This window comes from Zoogloea sp., from assembly GCF_028693495.1.
Classification (GTDB): domain Bacteria; phylum Pseudomonadota; class Gammaproteobacteria; order Burkholderiales; family Rhodocyclaceae; genus Zoogloea.
Genome location: NZ_JAQUVG010000026.1, coordinates 1 through 24,882 on the forward strand (window position 1 = coordinate 1; position 24,882 = coordinate 24,882).

The following is a 24,882-nucleotide window of genomic DNA, read 5'->3' on the forward strand; positions in this document are numbered from 1 at the left end:
ATCGAGACGACGACACCTTCTTCCTTGAGTCCCTGGCGGATCGTCTCGATCACTTCTCGTCCTCGCCCAGCAGGGACTGCAATTTTTTTCGGGCACGCAGCTCCAGCATCGCTTCCCCGTAGGCTTCTTGCAGTTGCTTGATCTGCTTCTCGTACTGCTCCCGGATGTCCAATGGGTTGGCACGCAGCGCGTTCTCCATGCCCCGCTTCGCCTCGTCGATCCAGGTCTCGATCTCGGACGGAGGCAGATCATAAGAACGGCTGGCCTCTGCTACCGTCGTCTTCCCCTGCAGGATTTCCATCACCAACGCGCTCTTGCGCTTGGCTGTCCAGCGTTTGATTTCGTCTTCCATGACCGTACTCATCTGTCGTTCCTTTCAAGGTTAACACCTGAGCAGGATTTCACTGGGTCAATACAATGAGACCGATGCGGCCGAACACGCTGCCCATCTGGTTCGCCGGACCGCGCTGGCTGAAGGTATTGCCGCCCTGGCTGACAAGCCTGTCCTCCACGGTGACAACGGCGCGACGCTCAAAGCCACCACGGTGCTGGCCATGCTGCACTGGCTGGGCATCAAACCCTCGTACTCGCGGCCTCGCGTCAGCGACGACAACGCCTATGCCGAGGCGCTGTTCCGCACCGCCAAATACCGGCCCGAGTTTCCGGCAAGGGGCTTTGAGGATCTGGCGGCGGCGCGCGCGTGGGCCAGTCACTTTGTGCACTGGTACAACGTCGAGCATCGTCACAGCGGCATGCGCTACGTGAGCCCGGCCCAGCGTCATGCCGGTGCCGACCAGGCCATTCTGGCCGCGCGTCACGCGCTGTATGTCGAGGCCCGCGAGCGCCACCCAGCGCGCTGGTCACGCCACACCCGAAACTGGTCTCCTGCCGGCCCGGTGACGCTCAATCCAGAGCGGGAATCCGTCGTCGCCATGGCAATCGGCACCACGAATAGACAGCCTTTGGCTTCATGACTCAGGTGGCAACTATCTTGACGCGCGCCGGAATCCTTGCCTCCGCAATCTTCCCGCTCAACACCAGCGTCCTGGAGGGCGTGAATAACCGGACCAAGGTCATCAAGCGCATTGCCTACGGTTTCTGCGACGCAGCCTACTTCTTCCTGAAGATCAAGGCCGCCTTTCCCGGAAAGGTGCGATGAACCTATTTAAGGGCCGGGTTAATAGGAAATTGTTTCACCTACTGTTTCGAGTAGTTTTTCAAGTGCTTGTGCAAAGGCCTCTTTTTGATCTGGTTTCACTGTAATGGATAATTCGAAAAATTCGTCTTTTTGTTTTAAAAGACCATTTTTATAAATTATTTTACGCAAATTTGTAGAGGAAGTTTTTTTTGTATTTGCACGGCCAAGACTTTGAACCTGACTAATAAGCCAAGCTTGTGTTTTTTCTTCTGATGCGAACTTAATTGCCAAGCTGGTGCATTTTCTGGGTCCAACAGCGAGCACTGCCTTATTTAAATGATATGCAACGGTCGCAGAGAATTTTCCTGGTTTTTCTTTGATTATATCAATAATATCTGGAGGTAATTTTGCAAATGATCGGTAAAAACTCATTTGTGTTTCACTGACTTTTGCATTTTTTGCAACAGCCGCCGCAGTCGTTCCTTTAGATATTATTTTTTCATAGAACATAGCTCGATCAAGATCAGAATGTTGTGCTCGCTCTTCATTTTGTTGATATCCAAACCATGCAGCCTCTTCAACATTAAGATTTTCATGAATTTCCGCAAGCAATTCTGAAGATACATCATAGAACTTGCATGCCTGAACTCGGGTCCAGCCATCACAAATTATGAAACGCCCGGCTGATTCAGGATTTGGAATAACATGAATTGGGTCATGTTGTCCTTGTGTCCTTAAGGCTTCTGCTCGTTCCCGAATCATCTCGCTGGTATAAATTGTACGAGGGGCTAAGGGATTGGAGTCAATCAGATTGATATCAATCATTCTGAGTAATCGTTGATGTTCGTCTTTTTTTATCGTCAATTCATCAACATATTTTTGATCTTTAAGAACTTCTTCCAAAGATTTGTTTGGGCCGGTAGGCGGTTTTGTCATGATCATGCCTACGTTCTGTTTTGACCTTTCTGCTCTCAATTGAGCTGCAAATTCCTCTTCAGAAATTGACTTTGAAGATTTTGTCATCAGATCATCTCCATTTTGTGCAAAATTTCTTTACCTACTTTATGAATTTGTTCTGCTGCAGTTCCAGTTGGTTTAGCCAGAACCAATGGAGGTTGTACATCTTCTTCAGAAAGTGTTTTTGGGAATTCTTCACTTCTATGAATCATCACATTTAGAAGAGAACCTGGATATTCTGAAGAAAGTTTACTGACCTGGCTATAAACCCGAAGCCTGTTTGGAAGGTGGAAGTTACCTATCATTATCATTTCTGGACTTCTTCCGAAGTCGTCACGCATATCTTGAAGGACTGATGAAAGATATGAAACTGCTTTTGTCGAATAACGTTCCAGTGATACCGGTGCTAGAACATAATCTGATGAAAGAAGAGCGCCCCGTGTCATTCTATTTTTAGCTGGAGCGGCATCAAAAATTACTATATCGTAATTCGAAATATTGAAGTATTCATTTTTTGATGAAAGACCTTCTGAAATAAGTGCAGCGATTTTAAGATCACTTTTTTTTCCTTCAAGAGCATCATAAGTCAGGATTGTATCCAGCCTATCAAGAGTTAAGTCTGATGGTATCAAGTGAGGTCCTGACGCACCGAAGGGCATTTTTAGAACGTCTTCCAGTTTCATCCGCCCACCCGGCCATCCAGGAACCAGGTGCCCAAAGTGATGCTTAACTACTCTCTCAAAAGGTATTTCAAGTTCTTCTGCTTCTTCATCAGTGATTTCAGAATCGTATCCAAAAGATAGAGTCAGATTTGCTTGAAAGTCGAGATCTATTACTAATGTTTTCAAACCCATTAAAGAAAATACACACGCTAAGTTAGCTGCCAGTGTTGTTTTCCCTACACCCCCTTTTGGTGCGTACACAGTAATGACTCTCTTTTTTTTGATCTTTATTTTTGGTTTATTTTCTTGTCGCCAGGAAGCAATGTCAAAAATGTTCTCGATGGTGAATTGGCGAGTTTTTGGCCCGTTTGTCTGTCTTGCTACTTTTACACCAGCTTCGTCAACGTACCGTCTTACAGAATCTACTGTTGTCTCCAGTAGTTTGGCTGCAGCTTGAACCTTGTAAATTGTCTTGAACATTTTGTGTCTTTCTGAATTATTGTCAGCGTGCTTATGCTTGGGGACAAGAGTATATTTTGCTAGTTTTTTAACTTAAAAACAATTTTTTTCCTTGCAAATATATGGAAATCATAGATTGTCCGGACTTGTTGTATGTGATCTCTCCGGTTTCATTGCTCGGCGCGCTCTAGACTGAAGTGCAACACCCCGATTTGGTAGGGTGTACGCATGGGACATCACTACAGTCAGTTGTCGATGGACGAACGCAATCAAATTCATCGGTGTAAGAACGAGGGATGGAGTCTTCGGGCAATTGCCCGAAGACTCCATCGGCCGACGTCCGCGGTGTCGCGCGAAGTAGCGCGCAACACGATTGGCAAGAGCTACGATGCCGCCCGTGCAGAGCGCGCGACGCTGGCGCGCAGGCGGCGCGGAACGATCAAACTGAAGATCGGCTCCGTGCTGCTGAACCGGGTTTGTGCCCTGATGGCAGAGAACTGGTCGCCGGAGCAGGTTGCGGGCAGACTGCGGCGGATGAACCCCGACAATCCGAGCTTGCATGTCTCGTACGAGACGATCTACTGCGCCATCTATGCCCTGCCACGGGGCGAGCTGCGCAGCGAACTGATTGCCCAATTGCGCTTCGCCCACAAGGCGCGAATGCCCCGCACACAGGGCCAGGACAGGCGCGGCACCTTGCCGAACATGACCTCCATCCATCTACGCCCTATAGAGGTCGCGGCCCGCCTTGTGCCTGGGCACTGGGAAGGGGATCACATCAAGGGGCCGGGCAACCGCAGTGCCGTGGGCACCCTGGTGGAGCGCAAGAGCCGCTACCTGATGCTGGTCAAGCTGCGTGACGGTGCACCGGAAACTGGAAGATCAGGCAAGGGCTCAACCGCGCGCAGGCCGCGTGGGGAAAGGCTCCGAGGGGTTCTTCAGGGCCGACTAACTATCTTGACTGGTGCCAGAAGCTTCCGGGATGTACTCAAGCATCTCCGAGATCTCTTTCCCTAGGAGCTTGAAGGCGCCGCGGGGTGTCGGCCGTCTTGGGGGTCTTTGGCCGTCAGACCGGTAGCAAGCGACGACAAATTGAATATTTCAGAGTCGACTAATTTTACCAGGGGTGGGCGTGTGGGGTTTTTCGAGGCGCCGGATTGTTCAGGCCAGACTAGTTCGTTGTGACGTTGTATACATATAGTAAACAAAGCTTTGTTTACCACTCCATTTTTTATTTTTAAATCAATTACTTAATCCTTTAAAGGTGACGCTTTTTGGGGGCTTCAATCATGGTTAGGTGATAGGTATTGGGGGTTTAAGGTGATGTTGTTTGGGGTTAACAGGTGATTGAAATTGGGGTTGTTTTTTTAAATCATTGAATTAATTGTAAATTTTTACAAAAAGGTGATCTTTTTTGGGGTTTAAGGTGACATGTTTTGGTTACAGGCTTACATCGTTCGGTGATTGAAATTGGGGGTTGAATTTCAATTTTTTTGGTTGTTTTTTTTAAACAATTGATTTTACTGAAAAAATTATTTTTGGGTGACTGGTTTTGGTGATTCATCTAGGAGATGTTTGTCTCACATTGGTGATCTGTTTTGGGGGTTGCTGCATCTTGTCTTGTTTGCATTCTGTAGGTGAGTGATTTTGGGTGTTCACGATGACTTGTTTGGTGCTGTCAGTTGCCGAAAGGTGAGAGCTTTTGGGTGCTGATACTAGATAGCTGATTTTCTGGGGTTTTGTGTTTTCAGGGTGATTTCCGGCGTTATCGATCCTGTTCGTGACTTGGTGCTCATTCTGTTCATACAGGTGTCTTGGTGAGTGATTTTGGGGGTTTGTTGAGAGTTCTTGGTGAGAAAATTTGGGGGTGGTTCCTGCCTGGAGTCCTTTGTTTAGGAATGTAAGGTGATCTATTTTGGGGGTTTTTTTATGTATTTGATTTAATTAAATTTTATATTTAAAACTTAAAAATATTGGTGTCCTTGACACAAAGGTGATCTCCGATAAATAAGTTGTTGTCACCAAAACGCGATGCTACAGTACCGAGCATTAAATGTAGATTGGCGTATCGGAGGGCGGATGGGTAGAAAGAAAGGGGTTCCGGACAATCTGACCGAAGAGTTGCCTGGTATGGCTAGCCTGGACTCTCATCCTCATCACGAGGAAGTGGATTTTCGTAAGGCTGTTGAGGCGCTGGCGATCAAACCTCGGGCTGGCAAGCTGCTCTTGCTTACCCGCAAGTTCTACAACGTGCTGTTGGCCGAGGCTCAAACCCAAGGGGCTGATATCCAGATATACAGAGCACCCTTGTCCAGGGTGTGCAAGCTTACGGATTTTGACAGTAAGAACATGGACGTGGTCAAAGACCATTTCCGGCGTATGGCCAGCACCACAGTGGAGTGGAGCACGGGTGCAAAAGGCGCTCGTCGCTGGGGTACGACGCAGCTTGTTGGTATCGAAGTGATCGAGGAGGGTAACCGCTGTTGGGTTCAATGGGAGTTCCCCGCGATGATCAAGGACAAACTCCTTGCGCCCAACACTTACACACGCCTCTCCCTGAAAATGCAAAATGAGTACAGGACGAGTTCCGGACTTGCCTTGTATGAGATCTGCATGCGTTACGTAGACTCGCCAGGCAAGCTTACAATGCGTTTGCCTTGGGAAGAGTGGCGCCCGATACTGACAGGCGTTCCCGACAGTGAGCTCGAAGGCAATGCGTACAAGGAGTACAAGTACTTCAAGCGTGATGTCCTCAAGCCTGCCTATGAGGAAGTAAACTCAAAGGGACACCTTCAAGTTGGCTTGATTGAGCACAAGATTGGCCGTGCGGTGAAGGAGGTTCAGTTTTCTGTAGAAAGGGCCAGGGATTTTGCGGTGCTTGAGGATGCACGCCAAGTAGATGTCAGTCTGATTGTCCGGCTTCAGGAACTTGGGTTCACTCAAATTCAGGCAGAAAAAATCTACGAAGAAGCCGATGAGCAGAAAGTCAGGCGAACACTTGATTACGTAGAGGAGCGGATTCGTCAGTCCAAGCCGCCCATTGACAATCCCCTTGGTTATTTCAAGACTGCGCTCAAGAACAACTATGCAGATGCTGCCAGGGTGACCGATGCGCCAAAGGTGGTCAAGCCTGCCGCACGCACTCGAAAAGCGGCACCAACAGCCCCTCCACGGGACCAGAAGCCTGTTGCAGCTCCCAGGCACGAAGAACTCATCAAGCGGCTCGAGGAGGCCTGGTGGGTGGAGCAGCGCCACAAGGCGCTAAATAACTACGAATCCATGGGGGTGGAAGAACAGGCCACCCGGAGAGCTGCCTTTGAAGCGAGTGGCCAGCTCACCCCTCTTCTGACCAAACACTGGAAGAAGGATGGCCTGAAAAACAAGTTGTGTGCGGTTTCCTTCCAGAAATGGCTGGTTCGCGATTTGAAGACCCCTCCCGAACTTGAGCTCGTTCATTTTGGTCTCCAGGCGGGTTTGCTTGGAGCAACCCAGGCGGCAGAGTGAAGGTAACCGGCTGGGCTGGATATTCTTGTCATTTTTTTCGCACCTGTTGTGACCCATGTGAAGCTTTTAAGCCTGCATCAGGTCAGGACTTCGGGTCCTTCCTGGTGCTAACATCCTCACGTTGAATCATTTCCCTCCCAATACATCATGCAAGACCAGGCCTCATCATCCGTTTCGTCGCCGCCTTCTCCTCGGGCTGTCCTCAAGACCCTGTGCCAGGAGTATCCCGTTTTCAAGGCTTCCAAACCCCTTGCGATCGGGATCGACAAACAGCTTCAGGCCCAGCGTCCTGAGTTGAACAAGAAGGCGCTCAAGGTGGCGCTGCATCTCCATACCAAGTCCATCGCCTACCTCAAGCAACTTCAGTTGGTGGACAGTCGCTTCAATCTGGATGGCTCCCCGGCGGATCCTATCACTGAGGATCAACGACAGAGGGCAGCAGAAAGCCTCAAGGAACTCTTCCGCTCCAAGGCGGAGAAGCATCGGGCGGATAAGGCCGCTGAAGAGGCGGCCCGGGCTGAAGAAGAAAAGCAGCGCAAACTCAGGGAGCTTGCGGAAAAGTTTGGACGTAAGTGATCTGTTGTGGGGGCAGGCCTTCACGGGGCTCCAGTGCAGTTGTCTCTGCGGCTGACTGTAGCGTCTTTCTGCGATGGCAGTGGCAGTACTCCTCAAGGTTGCAGGCCGCACAAGACAGTCACACTTTCTCGGGGGCTGGCAACTGGAGATGGGGTTAGCGTGTTCGTTTCAGTGTTCCGGTGGACAGCACACGCCAGGTGGTGAAAGCGGCTACGCCGGGCGCAAGCCACAAGGAGAGCCAGACTCCTGCAAGCACCGCCAATGCCAGCGCGTTGAACCCTGAGCGGGTGATGGCATAAATGATCGCCAAGGAGAGGCCCGTGATGGAGAACGCAGATGCTGCGTAAACGATCGCCAGCTGGCGCACGAAGAGGCGCAGGAAAGGCCACAGGGGTACCGCCTCCAGCCGCATCCTTCCTTTGCGGAACGCGATTAGGCAGAGCGCCGTGCTCAGAACTGCGGAAGTGCCCATCAGCTGAAGCCAGAATGTCTGGCTCCCTTCTGCCCGGCCGCGGATGAACAGCATGAGGATGACGGAACAGGCGAGCATGCTCAGGGCGAACACGACGCGGAGGGTGTGAGTGGGGGCGTTCATGGCGTCTGCCCGGGAAGCAGAGCGGAGGGTCTGGGCAGGCGGACCCATTCCTGAATGCTCGGACGCAGCCATTGGGTGCGAGCGAAGGACACGAGTCGTTCGGGCACCTTGTCGCCGGCCAGGATCAGCCGGTTGAGCATCAGGGCCAGGTCGGTGTCTGCGATCGACCAGGCGCCAAAAAGGTGGTCCTGGCCGGCAGGCAACAGTGCCTCGGCGGCAGAAAACAGCTTTTGTATTGCTGCTTCCGCTGCAGGAGAGAGGGGCGGTGGCGAGGATTTGAAAAAAACACCTGCGGTAGAGCGCTCCTCGCGAATGGGGAGGAGGTCACTGCGCAACCAGGCCTGAACTTCCCGCGCTTGCGCCCGAGCCTGCCTGTCCACGGGATAAAGGCGGTGGCCGGGATACTGCTCGTCGATGTACTCACAGATGGCCGACGATTCCGACAGGTGAAAGCCATGATCGTCGATGCAGGGAATGCGCCGGGTGCGGGATAGTCTGGCATGCCCGGCCGCCAGATGTTCGCCGTTCTGCAGATTCACCGGTGTCATCTCAAAGGGAATGTTTTTTTCCCGTAATGCCACGAAGACAGACAATGCGTAGGGAGACAGGTAGTTGGCGTCAACAAACAGCTTCATGGTGAGGCGCTCCTGATCGGGCCGGGGTTGGCTTTCCTGAGAGCATCATGCATTGTGTGGCGGTGGGTATGCAATGGTCACCTGGGTCTCTACAGCGTCTCACATCTTGTTCACATGCTTGCCCAATCAGCAAGGGCATCAGCTTGGTATTGCGCCGATGAACCGCGTTGATCATGGCTCCCTCAGCGACGGGTCACCAGCCATTCCAGCAGGGGTTGCCATTGCCGCTGGTCGGCCTGGCTGGCACCCGACCTGCGGTCAAACAAGGTTTCTCCGTTTTCGATGGCCTGCACATAGCGCTGGGCGCTACGGATACAGGTCACCAGAGGCAGATCGAACTGTTCCAAAAATTCGATCATCTGCTGGGTTGCGCTCGTGCGCGGGTCCACCCGCATGCCAACGAGGGCGATCCTGACCCTGTCCTTGCGGACGCTCTTGATTTCAGCCAACTCCTCGAAGAAGTCCCGGCTGGCCATCAGATCGAACCGGGATGGAGCAACTGGCACGACAACCCGATCCACTTCCTTCAGCAATTGACGCAGGGGTCTGCCATGCAGACCGGCCGGTGTGTCCAGGATACCGATGTTGCACGTTTTGGGCGTTGGGCCGGGAACCCCGTCTTCGCTGCTCCAGCTGTGGATTTTTGGGAGACTGGCGGGACGGCGGGCCAGCCACAGGGCGCTGGATTGCTGGCGATCCAGGTCTCCGAGGCACACCATGTCGTCCTGCTGGGCAAACCAGCTGGCCAGGTGAGTGGCGAGGGTGGATTTGCCGCAGCCTCCCTTGGGGTTGGCAAGCAGGATGGTATGCACTTGAGCTCGACGCTGGGTATTAATGATATAAACAGTTTATACCGTTTTGTATCTTCAGGCAGCGGGGAGGGAGAAGTACGTGGGAAAGAAGGAAGCAGGCGGCAAGGCCGCACAGGGCAAGGCTCCCCTGATTCGGGACAGTTTCACCTTTCCCGAAGAGGACTACGCCCTCATCGCTCAGTTGCGGGCCCGACTTCTAGACGCTGGGCGAGATGTGAAGAAGAGTGAGATCCTGCGTGGTGGCCTGGCGGTGCTGGCAGCCTTGCCTGTGGAGGATCTGTTGAATGCCCTGGATGGCGTTCGGCGCATCAAGACTGGCAGACCTCACAAGTCCGGGACACCATGACGGGCTACTCCAGGTTCTCAGTTTTTGCTGACGGCCACGATGTCACCGGAAGGAACCGATGCATTTTCAAGGCGTGCATAACTGTCTCCTTCGCAGGTGGTATGAGTCTTGATCTGCCCGTTCTTCAGCCGTCCAATGCCCCGGACCTGGCCATTCTTGCCGGTCAGGCTGTACACCACATAGCTGCTGCGTGACGCGTCGAAGCGCATGTAGATGCCGCTACCAGTCACCGATAAAAGCCTTCCCTTCACCACGCGGCCTGGATTCCGGCGGGATGCGGGTACTGCGACTTCGAGCTGATCACCTTCTGCAATGCGCAGCTGGATGTAGCCCTTTTTGCCCGAGAAGTTTGCCGATGCGCAGACCGAGGCAAGCCGACCCTTTCCGGCACAGGAAAAGTAGGTGGTCTCATGATCGTCGCAGAGGGTTTCGACCCCTTCCTCCGCAGCCAGGACAAGCATTGGATTGAGCGCGAGGAGTCCGCCAAGGGTGATATGCCGGACGAGGCTGGAGAAGACTGTGCGGGACTGTGGATGACTGGACATGGCTGGCAGGTAAAGGGACGAGTGTGAAAGCATGCCTCGCTCAGGGTACACCTGCAACCCGATGTGTTCAGGCTGAAGTGCTACCGGCGCGTGGCCTTCGCTCGCCTGCTTACCTTGCACATTCGGCCTGGGGCTGGGGTGCAAGGTAGGGCAGCAGCGTTGGCCCCATGGCTTTCAGGATCTGCACAGGGAGGGCGGAGGTGAAGTAATAGCTGCCGGCTTCCGGCCCGATGACGTAGGCCGTCAGGGTGCCGAAATGCCGCGGGCCGAGATAGAACACGAAGGTGGCCGTGCGGTTCTGCGCCACACCCCGGGTCTTGCCGCGCCCGATCACGATGCGGTTGTCACCCGTGCCAGTCTTGCCGCCCACTGACAGGGGGGCACCGTCGGGGAGCTTGAAGGCACCGGACAAGCGCCGGGCCGTTCCTCCTTCGACGACTTCCGACAAGGCGTTGCGCAGGGCGGCGGCAACCTCCGGTGCCATCACCCGTTCGCCTTCACCGGTGACATGGGCGAAGCGTGTCTCGTAGGGCGTGCCCACACCGAAATCCAGCCGGTCGATGCGTAGTGTGGGCTGGCGCATTCCGTCATTCACGATGATGCCCATCAACTCGGCCAAGGCGGCCGGCCGGTCCCCGGAACTGCCGAGGGCCGTGGCCAGGGAAGGTACGAGATGGCCGAAGGGATAGCCCAGCCGTGCCCACCGTCGGTGGATCTCCACGAAGGCTTCGATCTCTAGCATGGTGTAGATGCGCGAGTCCTTGGCGCTTTTGTGGCGGGTGCGGAAGAGCCAGCGGTACACCTGCTGGCGCTCTTCCTGACTGGCTTGCACCACTTCGCTCCAGGGGGCGTCGGGCTTGCGGCTCAGGTGCCCGACCAGCCATAACTCGAGAGGGTGAATCCGGGCCACATAGCCTCGGTCTGGCAGGTCGTAGGCTTCCGGGGCATTGCGCAGATAGAGTTTGTTGACTGCTTCGCTGGACAGGGAGGCGTCTTTCAGACGCTCTCTCAGGAAGCTGCCCAGCGCCTCGGGCGATGCCGTGGGAGACAGGTAGCGGAACACGGCAGTCAGCCGGTCGGCGCTGGGGCGCAGGTCATCCAGAAAATCTTCGCGGATCACCTCGGGCGTCTTGCCCTGGTATTTATGCCAGAAGCGCCGCAGGAAGGCCTGACCTTCCCGGTCGGCAAAGCGGGAGAGGTATTCCTGACGCAAGGGATCGCTTTCATCCTCGAGCAGGCGTGCGGTCTTGCTGGGGCCCTGATAGAGAGTGTGACGCAGGATGTCGCGCATCAGGCGCACGAAGGGCAGGTTGATCGAACCCTGCAGGGCTTCCCGCAGGGTAGGCTGGCGGCCATTGTCCTCGGCGCGGAAGTTGTTGAAGGTGTGCAGGCCGCCGCCGGTGAAAAAGCTCTCTCCGGGGCTGGCCGAGTAGCGTCGTTCGAGGGCCGCCTGCAGCATTGCTGTCAGGCTGCGGTCCGTGGCCTGAGTCAGGTGCTCAAGGGCCCACTGGGTGAGCCGGTCCTTGGGCTCGGCCTTCCGCTTGCGCAGTTCCGCCGGGCTGAGGCTGCCGTACTCCTGATGCAGTTCGGCGATGATTTCCAGATAGGTGGCCAGTACGCGCAGCTTGGCGGTCGAGCCCAGCTCCAGTTTGCTGCCTTCATTGATGTCCAGGGGCTGATCAGTGGTGTCCGTCTGCACGCGCACCCGGTTGCCGTCCGGAGTGTGCTCCACGAGATTGAAGCTGTAGTGAATGGCTTCGAGTTTTCCCGGTGTAAGCATCTGCCGGCCGATGAGGCCCTGTCGGGCGGCAAATTCGGCATCATGCAACTGGCTCAGGAAGTCGCTGACCTTGCGCTGCAACTCGCCGTTGAGGGGCGTCGTGACGGCCAGGTCGAAGCGGTCCAGCTCATAAAGGGAGGCGCTCAGGGTGCTTGCCAGTCGATTGCGCACGGTGGTCGCGCCCTTGCCCGACTCGGCGGGATGAACGGGTGGATCCGCGGCGAAGTCCCGGAATTTCAGGGGCTCGGCCAGGGCTGCGTCCCGGAGTGCCGGACCGATCAGGCCGTTCTCGGCCAGGAGGCGCAGATAGCTGGCCGAGAGGATGGCGAGGCGTTCACGCCCCTTGCCTGGCAGATAGAAGCTGGGCCGGCGATGGGCGATCATCAGAGCTACGACCTGATGCAGCGCACGACCCTGGGCGGCCAGCACCTCTCCCTGGCCTTCGGGGCTGGTCAGCAGGACATTGACCCGGTCGAAGTCGGCACCGAACCACACCCACAGGCCATCCCCCAGTCCATTGACTTCCCCATGTCCTGCCGCTGCGGCCAGCGGTACGGTATTCAGGTAGTCGAGAATCAGACGACGCCGTGCGGGCAGGGTCTGCTCTCCGTCCAGATACGCGCGCACGCTGCCCGACATCATCTGACGGAGTTTTTCACCGGCACTGGCCGTGACGCCGTCGGGGGAGTGGCGGAATTTCTCCAGTTGGGTGGCCAGGGTGCTGCCGCCGGGTGCGTCCACGTCGGAGCCCACGACGCGCCCGAGGCGTCCCAGCACGGCACGGGCAAAGCGTACCCAGTCCACGGCCGGGTTCATGGTCGGTCGTGCTTCGTCCAGCAGGCCCCGGTTCTCGATGAACATCAGCGCTTCGGCAACCCGGGGCGGAATGGCGGCGAAGTCGGCGTAATGGCGGAAGGGGTAGCGGAACTGGTAGAGGGTGTCTCCGCGACAGTCGCTTACGTCGAGCCCAGTCCGGGTTTTTTCCTGGTAGGGCGCAAAATAGCCGCGCTCCGTGTAGTCCATCAGGGCATCGGAAAACCGCGCCTGGCGAGTGAGACGGAAGCCCTGGGCATCCATGCGTTCCAGGATGCCGGGCAGGCGGGTATAGCCGAGGCGTTCGTCAAAAGGCCCGTGGCTGGGGTAGCGCAGGGGCCCGCCGGGACCTTCCACGACTGTATAGGTGAGCTGGGTGGCGTAGCGGGATAACTCCCGGGCCTGCAGGGCCGAGGTCTCGATCTCATCGGCGATGAACATGCCTCCCGCGGTCAGGGCAATGCCCAGCAGGCCTCCGAGAAGCCAGCGCAGGCGCCGGGGAGTCCGGTGCGATGGAGGCACGGGCTCGGGGGAGGGGGCTTCGGGGGAGGCCGGCAGCGGGGCGTCGGAAGGCGGCGGGGGGGGCAGGAGCGAAGCGTCTTGAGGCACGATGCGGCGTTGGATGGGCGTTGTACGAATTATCGCCCATAGTGCATGAACTCTTTGCGATATGGGGGATGTTGGCAGCCATCCGCAAGGTGCCCTTGCGCCATGGCACGGGATGCCGCGACAGCATGGGCTTCCGAAGCTTAGAATTTGTATTCACGAATCTATTCAGATCATGTCACTACATGCTGATGCCGTGCGTCTTCATCTTTCTAAAGGTCCACTGTCCGCAAGGCAACTCTTTGACAAATGGGGGTTAGTCAGCCCACCAGGTCACGCGCCCTTCGGGATATCTGGGACGGGCGTTCGCTGCCCGTTACGGCCCCGGGCTTGGATTGCCGGCGAGCCTGTCCGACTGGACAGTTCATTACGCACAACTGGCCATGGATGCGGCGCGAGGGGACATGCCTGGTTCGTCTGTGGGGGGAGAGCAACCGAAGTTCACGATCTTCGCGGACATACCGCTGGGGCCGCGTCACATGATCGTCAAATTCACAGAGCCCGTGGACGAACCTGTAACCCAGCGCAAAGATCGACAGGCTTGGATGACGCGGTGTCTCCGGTTGCTCCCGCATAGGGTTGCAACCCAAGGATTTAGTTGTTTTTGTTGAATTTGACAAAAATCACAAATAAATGTGATTTAGATGATTAAAATGGTTTCAGAGGCTTCGCCGTCACGGTTCGAAGCAGATTCCATTGGTCTGAATGAGCGTGCTTTCCCCATGAAACGTACTTCCATCGCTACCAGGATCGTCTCCGGGTTTGGGCTCATCGCCGCAATCTTCATGGTGGTCGCCATGATCGTGGTCTTCCAGTCCAGGCATATGGCGGCGGTCACGCAGAAGATCGAGGTCAGCTTCACGCCCCGGGTGGACGCCATCGTGGACCTCAACGATGCCATCCAGCGGATCCGGATTCACGTCCGGAGCGCCATCATCGAAACCGAGCCCGCTGCGCTGGCTGCCGTTGCCCGACATATCGACGAGAGCATCAGCGCTGCCGACGGGGCGCTCCAGCGCATCGAGGCCCTGGAGCAGACAACTGTACTGGGACAGGATGTGGTCCCCGAGTCCCGGAGCATCCGGGAGCAGCTCCAGCGTTTCGAGGGGGTGTCCCGCGATGTCACGCGCCTGGCGACCCAGGGGTCCCACGACGAGGCCAACCGCCTGTTCCATGAGATCCATGGGCCCTCGGCCTCCACGCTGAACGAAGCTACCCGGGCGTACATTGCCCAGGTGCGTGCTGCCAACCAGGCCGCCCTGGAGGCCCTCCAGACCAGTGCCGGCCAGATGAGCCGGGCGGTGATCGGCGGTGCCACCCTGTTTGTGCTGTGTGCGTCGGTGATCGGATTCGTCATCACCCGCAGCATCCGCAGGAAGCTGGCCGACACCCTGGCCGCGGTACAGCGGATTGCCAGTGGTGACCTGAGCACCGACCTTCATCCCTAGGGGGGGGACGAGATGGCGGCCCTGCAGCATGAGGTGCAGAGCATGCAGGCCTCCCTGCGGGACATGGTCCAGACCATCCGTCACGCCAACGTCCGCCTGCACGACGCCACCCTCCACATGTCCCACGCAACCGATCAGGTCCGTCACGGATCGGAGTCCCAGGCTCGCCTTGCCGCCTCCATGGCCCAGTCGCTGGAAGCCTTGTCCGCTTCGATTGCCCATGTGAGCCGGCTGGGCACCGAAGCCAGCGAGACATCCTCGGTGGCCCGGGAGCATGCCTCCGTCGGCGCCCAGGGGATCGGCGCCATGGTGGAGCAGATTGTGGCGATCAGCGAGCGGATCGGGCAGAGCGCCCTGCACGCGGATCAGCTCGGGGAGGCGACGCTGCAGATCTCGGCGATCGTCAAGGTCATCCGTACCGTGGCTGAACAGACCAACCTCCTGTCCCTTAATGCAGCCATCGAGTCGGCCCGTGCGGGTGAAATGGGGCGCGGGTTTGCAGTCGTGGCTGACGAAGTGCGCAAGCTGGCCGAACAATCGGCCCATTCCGCCGTGGAGATCGCCAGCATGACGGATGCCATCCAGAGTGGTGCCCGGGAGGTTTCCGGGAAGATCCAGGCCACGGTCGTGGAGATGGAAACGGGGCTGACGGGCGCGCGCAAGGCAGGGCAGGAGATCGGTGAGATTGTGGCCAATGCCCAGACGGTCCTGAGCGTGATTACCGAGGTCTCCTCGGGTCTCAGCGAGCAGGCTACTTCCAGTCAGAAAATCGCGGGGCAGATCGAGGAGATTGTCCAGATGGTCGAAGAGCATGCGGAAGCTGCCGCCGAGGTGGCGACGGCGGCTGAAGACCTGACCAGCCTCTCTGCGGCATTGTCCACCTCGGTGGGGCGCTTCCGTCTCGCCGCTTGAAGCCGTGTCGGAGGCCTTCGGCCAGCCGATGAAATTTCAGCCCATGTTGATTGGCTTGAGGAGGCACTCCTTCGCGAGGATGTCCGGAACCCCATCACGACAGGCACGCCCGTCGTGAGGCGATTCCGCTGGGTCAGGCGATCAGGGCGTTGATGGTGGCGTCCGCGTCGGCAAAGGCCTTCTCGGCACTCTCTGCTCCCATGGCCAGACCTTCAGCGTAGATGAATTCCACGTCCGTCATACCCAGGAAGCCCAGGACGGTCTTCAGGTAGGGAACCTGGGAGTCGGTCGGGGTGTCCCGATACTTGCCGCCCCGGGCCAGGGCCACATACACCTTTTTGCCCTTGATCAGGCCTTCCGGGCCTGCCTCCGTGTACCGGAAGGTGATGCCGGCCTTGGCGATGGCATCAATGAAGGCTTTCAGCTGGACCGAATTGCCGAAGTTGTACATGGGTACCCCCAGCACGATCACGTCGGCAGCCTGGACCTGGGCGATCAGTGCCTCGTCCAGGGCCACGCGGGCCGCCTGCTCGGGACTGCGTTGTTCGGCAGGGGTGAACAGCGCACCCAGGGCCGCTTCATCCAGGACGGGATGGGGGTGGGACGCCAGGTCGCGGAGTGCGAGGGTGGCGTCCGGGTTGCGCTCCATCAAGCGGGCGGTGACGGTATCGGCCAGGCGGGTCGAGCTGGCACCGGCGGAACGGCCGCTGGTATTGATCTGCAGGATTTTCATGGTTGTCCTCGGAGTTTGAAGGGGAAGATCAGAATTCGGGTAATTCGTTGGGACGCAGATCGAAGAGCAGTACTTCGGCCTGCTGACCCCGGCAAAAGGTGATTTCGTCCACCTGGCGCAGGCGGGCCCCGTCGCCGGCCGAGAGGGGCTGTCCGTTGACCGTCAGCGTGCCCCTGGCCAGGTGCACGTAGGCGTGGCGGTTCGGGGGCAGGGTGATGGTCTGGGCCTCAGCGCCGTCGAAGAGCCCCGCATGGACACGGACATCCTGATAAACGGAGAGGGAGCCCTCGGCACCGTCCGGGGAGATGATCAGGCGCAGGCGACCGCGTTTTTCTCCGGCACTGAAGTGCTGCTGCTGATAACGGGGGGTGACCCCGTAACGGTTGGGCATGATCCAGATCTGCAGGAAGTGGACCTGTTCGTCCCGGGATGCGTTGTATTCGCTGTGGCGGATGCCGGTGCCTGCGCTCATCATCTGCACGTCGCCCGGGCGGATTACCGAGCCGCTACCCATGGAGTCCTTGTGTTCCAGTGCTCCGTCGAGCACGTAGGAAAAGATCTCCATGTCCTGATGGGGATGGCTACCGAAACCCTGACCGGCAGCCACCAGGTCGTCGTTGATCACCAGCAGGTCGGAGAAGCCGATCTGCCTGGGGTCGTGGTAATGACCGAACGAAAAGGTGTGCTGCGAATAGAGCCAGCCGAAATTGGCGATGCCACGGGCTGCGGCGGGCCTCAGTTCCATCATGGGGACCTCCTTGGCTCAGCTCTTGATGGCTTCAAGGGCGACGCTGATGGTCACCCCGTCGCCCACGTGGGGAGCGTACTTGCCAGCGTTGAACTCACTGCGCTTGATCACGACCGTGGCGTCGGCACCGATGGCGTCCTTCTTGAGCATCGGGTGAGGCATGGCCACGTAGTTCTGGATCTTGAAGGTCACCGGCTTGGTCACGCCCTTGATGGTCAGCTCGCCAGTCACGGAAACCGGCTTCTCCCCCTTGAAGGTAACCTTGCTGGATTTGAAGGTGGCGGTGGGGTATTTGGCCGTATCCAGAAAATCTTCGCCCTGGATGTGATCGTTGAAGGTATCAAAACCGGTATCGACAGACCTGGTATCGATCACGATGTCCACCGTACCCGTCCGGGCGGCCTTGTCGAGGGTCACGGTCCCACTGGTCTTGTTGAAGCGTGACAGCTGGGTGGACATGCCGAAGTGGCTGTAGGAGAAGCGGGCGAAGCTGTGGCTGGCATCCACCGTGAAGGTGTCAGGCGCGGCGAAGGCCGGAGCGACTGCTGCAGCGGAGAGAACAATGGAGGCGGCGAAGTGGTTCAGCTTGATCATGGTGAGCTCCTTTGGGGGTTGGACGGGCAGTCATTGCCTGCCGGGCATTGGGTATGGCTGTACTGTAATCCCGTCTCCGTGTTCGAAATAGATGACAATAAGGAACTCTTGGTTGCGTTCAGTGCAACAATGCAGCTTCCGGGCAGTATGCTGACGTTTTTCCCCGTGATGGTGCTGGGGCGCTTCACTGCCGCGGCGGCACTGCTGCTGGGGAACCCGCTCCGCCGCTACCCGGCAGATTTGCTGTTTTTATGGATGGATGCACAAAAGAGGGAAAACCACCTGGCGTATTTTCACTCTTTTGGAGATATGATCATTTCCCTTGCTGCAAGCAGGGATATAACCCTGCCCTGGCGCCTTTTGTTTGTTGCGCTGACAGCCCTTTTGACGAGCTTGATAAGCCGCGGGAAAGCTTGATGTTCTCCTCAAGATATAAAAAAAGAATCACCGAGCTCGAAGTGCAGCTTGCCGGACAGAAGGCGGTCCGTGAGGCCGTGGAGCGTTCCACCGCCGTGGTGGAGCTGGGCATCGATGGCACGGTGCTCGATGCCAATGAAGCCTCCTGCGCCACGATGGGGTACGCCCGGGAGGCCCTGGTGGGCCAGAAACATGCGCTCCTCTGCGATCCCGCGTATGTGAATTCCGCTGCTTATCAGACGTTCTGGGGCGACCTGCGTGCCGGCCGGTTCTTTCAGGGACGCTTCCGGCGCCGGCATCATTCGGGGCGCGTGGTGTGGCTGGAGGCCACCTACAACCCGGTTCTGGATGCCGCGTCCGGAGCCGTTGCCCGGGTCTTCAAGTTTGCGACCGACATCACCGACCAGGTGGAGGAGGCCGCGAGGATGAGTGCCTTGGTGGCGGCCATCGAACGCTCCATGGCCGTCATCGAGTTTGCGCCGGATGGCACGATCCTGCGTGCCAATGACAACTTTCTCGCGACGATGGGTTATCGGCAGGAGGAGATCCTGGGGCGTCATCACCGGATGTTCTGTCTCCCGGAGCTGATTGGCAGCCCCGATTACGAAGCCTTCTGGAACGACCTGCGCGCAGGGCGGTTCTTCAAGGGACAGTTCTGCCGCCTGAACAGGCGCGGTGGTCAGGTGTGGCTGGAGGCGGCCTACAACCCCGTTCTGGACCCCGAAGGGAAGGTTGCCCGGATCGTCAAGACGGCCTCCGACGTGACCGACCAGGTCCTCCGCCAGCAGGCCGAACGGGACAGCGCCAGCATGGCATCGGCCGCCGCCGTGGAGACCGAGCGGATCTCCGCCGAAGGTGAGGCGATCATTCTTGAAACAGTGGCAAAGATCCAGGTGATCGCCAGGGCGGTGGATGATGCGGCCCTGCAGGTCACCCGCTTGGGCGAGCGCAACGCCGAGATTTCCTCCATCACCAACACCATCAAGGAAATAGCCGACCAGACCAACCTGCTGGCCCTGAATGCGGCCATCGAGGCGGCCCGGGCCGGCGAGTCCGGTCGTGGCTTTGCAGTGGTTGCCGACGAAGTACGCAAGCTGGCGGAGCGTACGGCCCAGTCCACCGCAGAAATTACCCGGATGGTCTCTGCCATCGAGGCGGAAAGCCGGGCGGTCACGGCGAACATGAATGCCAGCCTGGTGCAGGTGTCGGAAGGCGTGGCCCTGGCTCACTCGGCTGGAGATGCGATCAAACTGATCCGTGAGGATGCCCATCGGGTTGTGGCCATGGTCAAGCAGATGTCCGATGCGGTGGACATGAAAATCAGCTAAGGCGCCTCTTGCCATCCACCCCATGGATGCAGGCCTGCCCCGCCGGGGGCATCGGGCGGGCCCAGTGCCAATCAGTGGCCAGCACCACCTGGGGCTGGATCGATCCGGAAGCGGGCCACGATGGTGGTCAGTTCCCGGGAGATTTCCCGGATCCGGTCGGCCGCCACATTGGTGTGGCGAGCAGCCGTGTGGGCCTGATTCAGCAGGATGTCGATGGTGCCCACCTGTTCGACGATCTCGCTGCTGGAGCCCTGGCCGATCTGGACCAGGCGGGTGATCTCTCCCACCACCTGGATCACCTTCAGCGCCGACTGTTCGATGCTCTCGATGGCTTCGCCGGTGGAGCGGGCCAGGGTCGCGCTCTGTTCCATTTCCGTGCTGACCCGCTTCATCAGGTCGGTGGATTCCCTGGAGGCGCCGTGGATGCTGCCGATACGCTGGTTGATCAACTCGGTGGCCGCCGCAGAACGTTCTGCCAGCTTGCGCACTTCATCGGCCACTACGGCGAAGCCACGACCGGACTCGCCGGCCCGGGCTGCCTCGATGGCCGCGTTCAAGGCCAGCAGATTGGTCTGATCGGCGATCTGTCGAATCTCCGACACAACGCTTTCGATTTCGCCCACCTCTCGGGCCAGGGTGAAGACTTGTCCGGAGGCGCTCTCGATATGCCTGGCGAGAGATCCGACCCGGCTGGCGGTTTCGCGGATCACCGCGCTGCGTGAGGTGGCGGTCTGGCTCGATTCCTCGGTGATCCGCCCGGCCTGACGGGTTTCCCGGTCGATTTCCAGGATGTGTTCCTGGATCGACTGGACCGCCTGCTGGATGCGCTTGGAGGAGTCGCTGCCCTCTGAGGCGATGTGTGCAACGATCTGAGCCGACTGGTGCATCTCGGCGGTCGCGTTCTCGTTGCTGCGGATGATCTGGACCATGCTGCCGAGGCTCCCCTGGAGGGTGTCGATCAGGGAGTTGAAAGCCCGCACGGACTGGCCGATCTCATCATCCCGGGTGATCGGGACCCGCTGGGTGAAGTCCAGGGACGTGGCAATGGCGGCCATGGTGCCCTCCATCGAGCGGAGGGGGGTGACGATGTTGTGGTGGAGCCGGAAGACGAGTCCAGTCAGCACCAGCAGGGTCAGGCCTCCTGCACAGCCCAGGACCCAGATGGTTTCGGTGAGCCCCGCCTGGACCGCGTTCACCGAGCCATCCTTGTGCCGGCGTTTCTCGATCCGCAGGGTTTCGAGGATCTGTTGCAGTTCCTGCTGATATTCCGTCACGTTGGCATAGAGGCTGGCTTCGGCAAGGACCCGCTGGCCGTCCCGGGCGTGACGGACGGTTTCTGCGGTCGCCCCTTGATAGCCCTTGAGGCTCTCGGTTGCCTGATCAAGCAGGCCGATTTCTGCTGTCGAGCTTGAAAGACTGCGGAGGGACTGAAGGGTTTCCCCCAGCTGGTCCTGCTGGGCCTGCAGCTTTTGCTCGGCCTTGGCGGCGATTTCCGGAGTGGGGGCAAAAACCAGTTCGATCAGATCAAGCTCGACCTGCTTGAGGTTGGAACCCAGGTCGGATGCCAGCAGGGCTCCGGGAATGGCGTCATCCGTGAGGTTCTGGATCAATTGTGTGTTGTGGCGGAAATGGCTGCCGCCCATGATGCCGATGGAGATCAGCAGGGTGGCCGTGATGGCAATGAGAAGGATGAGGTTGCGTCTGATGCTCATGAAGAGGCTTCCACAGTCGGTTGCTAGGGTGGTCGGCGGGCGCAGGTCACCCGCTGCAGGAACCCGTTTATAGGCGTTGCTGCGCCCAAGCGGAAATGAAGTTTTTGTTAAGATGGCAGCTAGATGAATGCGGATTGACTGAAGATCGATGCTACTGGACCCAGCAAGGCTGTCCTCAAGCTGTAACGCCGCTCAGGCAGGCTTGCCGTGGATTGTTTACTTTCATGTGCCAGCCGGCGGCCTCCACGGACACTTGTGCCATCCCCCTCCAGCGCCCGGATAGTTGCCGCGGCCGGATGCGTCACGAAACTGTCTGATGGTGGTCACGAAGATTTAATGCTACGCCGATAGCATTGGAAGATTATTGACCTGGTTCCCCCGTGGAGTGCGTCCGACAAGGCTTGAGATGGCGACTATCAAGAATGTATTGGTGCTGTGCAGGGAAAACGCCTGCCGTTCCCAGATGGCGGAAGCGATCCTCAATCATGATCTGGGGGATCAGGTGAGGGCGGTTTCGGCCGGGCTTCAGCCCCAATCGCGGATTTCCCAGGGTGCCCTCGATGCCCTGGCCGATGCGGGCCTGCCCACCATCGGCCTGAGCCCGAAGGCCCTCGAGCAGTTCCGGGGCCAGTCCTTCGATCTGGTGGTGACCGTCTGTGACATCGCCAAGGAACTCTGTCCCGTCTTCCCCCGCCCGACGCCGCGGATGCACATTCCCTACCCGGATCCCCGGGGAGAGCCTCTCGCAGGGTTTATCCGGGTCCGGGATGAGATCCGTGAAAGCCTCATCCCGATCGTCCGTACTGCCCTGGAGTTGTGACGGACGTCAGGGAATTGACATGAATTGATGCTCCCAGCCGCGGGGCGCCAGTGTGAAGGCCTGCACCACCATTGAGCCATTCCCGGACCCGTCGGGCTGCCGGCTTTACCTCTCGCAGGCCATGTGCAGCAGCCCCTGCTTGATGGCGATCTGGGTGGGGCGGTTGAAGCTTCTGGGCAGCCGGTTGCGCCGGAACCAGCGGAAGTGGGAGTGTTCCTGGTTGAGCCGGGGGGCGACCTCCCGTTCCACCTGGAGCAGGTAATAATGAAGCTGCCGCTGGCTGCCGGTCTTGCTCCCCGCCACCCGGTACAGCTTGATCAGCTGCTTCTGTTTGATCCGGATGCCCGCTTCCTCGGCCAGTTCCCGCACCAAGGCGTCCCGGGGCTCCTCACCCTCGTCGAGACGTCCCCCGAAAAAATTCCATGCGCCCGCCTTGTTCATCATGGGTGAGCGCTTGCCGAGCAGGAACTTGCCCGTTTCGGCGCAGTGGATGATTGCCCAGGCGCCCGCATCGGGAAGCCGTTTCTTCGCGCTGTCCTTGGCCATGAATGTCTTGATTTCAGACTGAATGAGAATAAAAAGCCCTGTGCCCCCTCCCCGGGGGTCAGCTGATCGATATTACGTAATCCCCTGCTCCGGCGTTGTGACAATTGTGTGAAAGCTGTTGGGTGGGGATGGCCCCGTACCGTGCGGCATCCATTACAATGGACTGAATCATTTATCCGCCTTCTGGCGTGGCACCACCCGGTGTGACTCCGTTCTGTCACACGGCTGGCGTAGCCTGAAGGATCGACGTCTGCGCGGAATTTCAGAGCATCACGAGACGTGCGCCGGACGCCTGATGAACTCCGTTTACTGGGAGAACGAGCATGAACAAGGCCTATACGCCTGCTCCAGACCGGCAGAGTCGCCGCCGGATTCACCGCCAGGGTCCTGATGTCGGCCGTGTCTATCGCAGCGTTCGCGACATGCAGCACGATCTGTCCACAACCCTTGACCCCCTGGGCATGATGGCACCCATCGTCCACGCCCAGATGGCCTGGCTGATGCATCCCCAGGAGCTGGCCGAGCGGAAGTCGGTACTCTATTCGGATCTGTTCCAGCTGCATTGGCACACCCTCAACCGGATGGCCGGTCTGGAGCATGATGAACCGATCAAGCCCAATCCGGATGACACCCGTTTCGCCGACCCGGTGTGGTCCGAGTCGCCGACCTGGGATATGGTCAAGGACTGGTACCTGACCTTTACTCACCGGGCCCAGGACATGTTGTACGACACTCCGGCCCTGTCGTCCCGGGAACGTCGTCGGGCGGCCTTCTGGTGGCGCAAGTGGCTCAATGCGGTGGCCCCCACCAACTTTCTCCTGACCAACCCGGTAGCCCAGCGCAAGGCCTTTGAAACCCGGGGTCAAAGCCTCCTGGATGGCTGGCAGAATTTCCTGGCGGATCTGCAGCATGGCAATGTCCGGATGACCACCCCCGACGATTTTCAGGTGGGCGTCAATCTGGCCACCACGGCCGGATCAGTGGTGTTCCGCAACCGTCTGGTCGAGCTCATCCACTATGCACCCACCCAGCCCAAGGTGCACGCTGAGCCGGTGGTCATCATCACCCCCTGGATCAACAAGTTCTACGTGCTCGACCTCAACCCCAAGAAGAGCATGGTCAAGTACCTGCTGGACCAGGGGCTGGATGTCTTCATCACCAGCTGGAAGAACCCTGATGCCTCCATGGCCGACGTGGGTTTCGATGCCTACATGCTGGAAGGGGTGGATACGGCGGTCCGGGTGGCCCGCGAGATCTCCGGAGTGAAGCAGGTGCATGCGGCGGGCTACTGTATTGGCGGTACTGCGCTCAGCATGTACATGGCCTGGGCCAACCGCCACTACGGCAAGGACGCCATACCAGTGGCTGATCTGACGCTGTTCACAACCCTGGTGGATTTCCACAAGCCGGGCGATATCGAGGTCTTCATCGACGAGGGCAGTGTCAAGCACCTGTGCGATCAGATGTCCCGCAAGGGCTACCTGGACGGCAAGGACATGGCAATGGCATTCCGGCTGCTGCGTTCCAACAGCCTGATCTGGCATTACGTCGTCCACGGCTGGCTGTATGGCGAAACGCCCACGCCTTTCGATGTTCTGTACTGGAACATGGATTCCACCCGGATGCCCTACACCATGCACGCCTGGTACCTCAACGAGCTGTACCTGCATAACCGGCTGATCCAGCCCGGTGCGTTGACGATCGCCGGGGAGAGCATCGACTTGCGGGAAATCAGCCAGCCGGTCTATGCGGTGGCCGCGGTGGATGACCACATTGCCCCCTGGGCCCAGACTTTCCGGATTCTCAATTTCGTGACTGGCGAGAAGCGCTATGTGCTGTCGAGCTCCGGTCATATCCTCGGCATCGTCAACCCGCCGGTCAACCCGCCCAAGCGCAGCTACCGTGTCGGCAGTGCCGAACCCAGTGACACTCCCGAACTCTGGCTGGAGCGCCATGGGGAACAGGCGGGCAGCTGGTGGGAAGACTGGATGGCCTGGCTCAAACCCCGGGCCGGGAAACTGGTGGATGCCCGTCCCGTCGCGACTGCGGATTACCCGGCCCTGGCTGCTGCTCCAGGCGAGTACGTGCGCGAGGCCTGATCCTGCAGGGTGGCTTGAAATGCCTGGGGAGCGCCGTTGAAAGGCGGAGCTCCCCAGGCATTTCATCGTTCACACCGGATCAGGCGGGCTGCCTTTT

The 24,882-nt window shown here is 58.4% G+C and carries 22 protein-coding genes and 3 pseudogenes; 12 read left to right on the forward strand and 13 right to left on the reverse strand.

The window, feature by feature from the left end:
- Nucleotides 1-49: 49 nt before the first annotated feature.
- Entirely contained in the window at nucleotides 50-364 is a 315-nt protein-coding gene (locus PHD22_RS06345; protein WP_299863906.1) for a transposase, read from the reverse strand.
- Nucleotides 365-410: 46 nt separating this feature from the next.
- Here PHD22_RS06345 and PHD22_RS06350 point away from each other — a divergent pair.
- Together PHD22_RS06350 and PHD22_RS06355 are read left to right on the forward strand one after the other, a co-directional pair.
- Nucleotides 411-974, forward strand: a pseudogene (locus PHD22_RS06350) (integrase core domain-containing protein); the annotation flags it as partial.
- A gap of 29 nt (nucleotides 975-1,003) precedes the next feature.
- Nucleotides 1,004-1,159: pseudogene (locus tag PHD22_RS06355) on the forward strand (transposase); the annotation flags it as partial.
- 18 nt (nucleotides 1,160-1,177) lie between these two features.
- Here the strand turns inward: PHD22_RS06355 and PHD22_RS06360 are convergent.
- The gene (locus PHD22_RS06360) at nucleotides 1,178-2,161 is read right to left on the reverse strand and encodes a ParB/RepB/Spo0J family partition protein (protein ID WP_299863909.1); all 984 of its coding nucleotides are present in this window, start codon (nucleotides 2,159-2,161) and stop codon (nucleotides 1,178-1,180) included.
- Nucleotides 2,161-3,237: a ParA family protein gene (locus PHD22_RS06365; protein ID WP_299863912.1), complete on the reverse strand. Its 1,077-nt coding sequence runs from the start codon at nucleotides 3,235-3,237 to the stop codon at nucleotides 2,161-2,163. Before PHD22_RS06365 ends, PHD22_RS06360 begins: the two co-directional genes overlap by 1 nt.
- 207 nt (nucleotides 3,238-3,444) lie before the next feature.
- On the opposite strand from PHD22_RS06365, the pseudogene PHD22_RS06370 reads away from it, so the two are divergent.
- From PHD22_RS06370 to PHD22_RS06380, 3 genes and pseudogenes are all read left to right on the forward strand, one after another.
- A pseudogene (locus PHD22_RS06370) lies at nucleotides 3,445-4,080 on the forward strand (IS30 family transposase); the annotation flags it as partial.
- A 1,215-nt stretch (nucleotides 4,081-5,295) separates the two neighbouring features.
- Nucleotides 5,296-6,720 (forward strand): RepB family plasmid replication initiator protein, encoded by a 1,425-nt coding sequence (locus tag PHD22_RS06375; RefSeq protein ID WP_299863915.1) that lies wholly within the window; start codon nucleotides 5,296-5,298, stop codon nucleotides 6,718-6,720.
- Nucleotides 6,721-6,867: 147 nt separating this feature from the next.
- Nucleotides 6,868-7,296 carry a ProQ/FINO family protein gene (locus PHD22_RS06380; RefSeq protein ID WP_299863917.1) on the forward strand — a complete coding sequence of 143 codons (429 nt, stop codon included), beginning with the start codon at nucleotides 6,868-6,870 and terminating at the stop codon, nucleotides 7,294-7,296.
- Nucleotides 7,297-7,450: 154 nt separating this feature from the next.
- Here the strand turns inward: PHD22_RS06380 and PHD22_RS06385 are convergent, their stop codons facing one another.
- From PHD22_RS06385 to PHD22_RS06395, 3 genes are all read right to left on the reverse strand, one after another.
- A complete protein-coding gene (locus PHD22_RS06385; protein ID WP_299863919.1) occupies nucleotides 7,451-7,891 on the reverse strand; it encodes a hypothetical protein in 441 nt (146 codons plus the stop codon).
- The gene (yfcF, locus tag PHD22_RS06390) at nucleotides 7,888-8,526 is read right to left on the reverse strand and encodes a glutathione transferase (protein WP_299863921.1); all 639 of its coding nucleotides are present in this window, start codon (nucleotides 8,524-8,526) and stop codon (nucleotides 7,888-7,890) included. Before yfcF ends, PHD22_RS06385 begins: the two co-directional genes overlap by 4 nt.
- A gap of 182 nt (nucleotides 8,527-8,708) precedes the next feature.
- Nucleotides 8,709-9,338: a ParA family protein gene (locus PHD22_RS06395; RefSeq protein WP_299863923.1), complete on the reverse strand. Its 630-nt coding sequence runs from the start codon at nucleotides 9,336-9,338 to the stop codon at nucleotides 8,709-8,711.
- Nucleotides 9,339-9,417: 79 nt separating this feature from the next.
- Between PHD22_RS06395 and PHD22_RS06400 the strand changes: the two genes are divergently transcribed.
- Nucleotides 9,418-9,684: a hypothetical protein gene (locus PHD22_RS06400; protein ID WP_299863925.1), complete on the forward strand. Its 267-nt coding sequence runs from the start codon at nucleotides 9,418-9,420 to the stop codon at nucleotides 9,682-9,684.
- Nucleotides 9,685-9,701: 17 nt separating this feature from the next.
- Here PHD22_RS06400 and PHD22_RS06405 read toward each other — a convergent pair whose 3' ends face one another.
- Complete coding sequence (locus tag PHD22_RS06405; protein ID WP_299863927.1) at nucleotides 9,702-10,229, reverse strand: hypothetical protein; 528 nt, start codon at nucleotides 10,227-10,229, stop codon at nucleotides 9,702-9,704.
- A gap of 109 nt (nucleotides 10,230-10,338) precedes the next feature.
- Nucleotides 10,339-13,263 (reverse strand): transglycosylase domain-containing protein, encoded by a 2,925-nt coding sequence (locus PHD22_RS06410; protein WP_299863974.1) that lies wholly within the window; start codon nucleotides 13,261-13,263, stop codon nucleotides 10,339-10,341.
- Nucleotides 13,264-14,150: 887 nt separating this feature from the next.
- On the opposite strand from PHD22_RS06410, the gene PHD22_RS06415 reads away from it, so the two are divergent.
- Nucleotides 14,151-14,876: an MCP four helix bundle domain-containing protein gene (locus PHD22_RS06415; protein WP_299863929.1), complete on the forward strand. Its 726-nt coding sequence runs from the start codon at nucleotides 14,151-14,153 to the stop codon at nucleotides 14,874-14,876.
- 12 nt (nucleotides 14,877-14,888) lie between these two features.
- Nucleotides 14,889-15,788 (forward strand): methyl-accepting chemotaxis protein, encoded by a 900-nt coding sequence (locus tag PHD22_RS06420; protein ID WP_299863932.1) that lies wholly within the window; start codon nucleotides 14,889-14,891, stop codon nucleotides 15,786-15,788.
- A 133-nt stretch (nucleotides 15,789-15,921) separates the two neighbouring features.
- On the opposite strand, the gene PHD22_RS06425 is transcribed toward PHD22_RS06420, so the two are convergent.
- The 3 genes from PHD22_RS06425 to PHD22_RS06435 are packed head-to-tail and all read right to left on the reverse strand — an operon-like array spanning nucleotide 15,922 to nucleotide 17,863.
- Nucleotides 15,922-16,521, reverse strand: a complete 600-nt coding sequence (locus tag PHD22_RS06425) for an NAD(P)H-dependent oxidoreductase (RefSeq protein WP_299863934.1) — start codon at nucleotides 16,519-16,521, stop codon at nucleotides 15,922-15,924.
- 28 nt (nucleotides 16,522-16,549) lie between these two features.
- Complete coding sequence (locus tag PHD22_RS06430; RefSeq protein ID WP_299863936.1) at nucleotides 16,550-17,269, reverse strand: pirin family protein; 720 nt, start codon at nucleotides 17,267-17,269, stop codon at nucleotides 16,550-16,552.
- A gap of 15 nt (nucleotides 17,270-17,284) precedes the next feature.
- Nucleotides 17,285-17,863, reverse strand: coding sequence for a YceI family protein (locus PHD22_RS06435; RefSeq protein WP_299863939.1), 579 nt, complete (start codon nucleotides 17,861-17,863; stop codon nucleotides 17,285-17,287).
- On the opposite strand from PHD22_RS06435, the gene PHD22_RS06440 reads away from it, so the two are divergent.
- On the forward strand, nucleotides 17,846-18,280 hold the full coding sequence (locus tag PHD22_RS06440) for a hypothetical protein (RefSeq protein WP_299863941.1): 435 nt from the start codon (nucleotides 17,846-17,848) through the stop codon (nucleotides 18,278-18,280). The genes PHD22_RS06435 and PHD22_RS06440 overlap by 18 nt on opposite strands.
- Complete coding sequence (locus PHD22_RS06445; RefSeq protein ID WP_299863944.1) at nucleotides 18,280-19,608, forward strand: PAS domain-containing methyl-accepting chemotaxis protein; 1,329 nt, start codon at nucleotides 18,280-18,282, stop codon at nucleotides 19,606-19,608. Before PHD22_RS06440 ends, PHD22_RS06445 begins: the two co-directional genes overlap by 1 nt.
- A 71-nt stretch (nucleotides 19,609-19,679) precedes the next feature.
- Here the strand turns inward: PHD22_RS06445 and PHD22_RS06450 are convergent, their stop codons facing one another.
- The gene (locus tag PHD22_RS06450) at nucleotides 19,680-21,320 is read right to left on the reverse strand and encodes a methyl-accepting chemotaxis protein (RefSeq protein ID WP_299863947.1); all 1,641 of its coding nucleotides are present in this window, start codon (nucleotides 21,318-21,320) and stop codon (nucleotides 19,680-19,682) included.
- Between the two features lie 406 nt (nucleotides 21,321-21,726).
- Here PHD22_RS06450 and PHD22_RS06455 point away from each other — a divergent pair, with 406 nt between their 5' ends.
- A complete protein-coding gene (locus tag PHD22_RS06455) occupies nucleotides 21,727-22,140 on the forward strand; it encodes an arsenate reductase ArsC (RefSeq protein WP_299863949.1) in 414 nt (137 codons plus the stop codon).
- 105 nt (nucleotides 22,141-22,245) lie between these two features.
- On the opposite strand, the gene PHD22_RS06460 is transcribed toward PHD22_RS06455, so the two are convergent.
- Nucleotides 22,246-22,686 (reverse strand): NUDIX hydrolase, encoded by a 441-nt coding sequence (locus PHD22_RS06460; RefSeq protein ID WP_299863952.1) that lies wholly within the window; start codon nucleotides 22,684-22,686, stop codon nucleotides 22,246-22,248.
- Between the two features lie 461 nt (nucleotides 22,687-23,147).
- Here PHD22_RS06460 and PHD22_RS06465 point away from each other — a divergent pair, with 461 nt between their 5' ends.
- Nucleotides 23,148-24,785: an alpha/beta fold hydrolase gene (locus tag PHD22_RS06465; protein WP_299863975.1), complete on the forward strand. Its 1,638-nt coding sequence runs from the start codon at nucleotides 23,148-23,150 to the stop codon at nucleotides 24,783-24,785.
- Nucleotides 24,786-24,882: the final 97 nt, after the last annotated feature.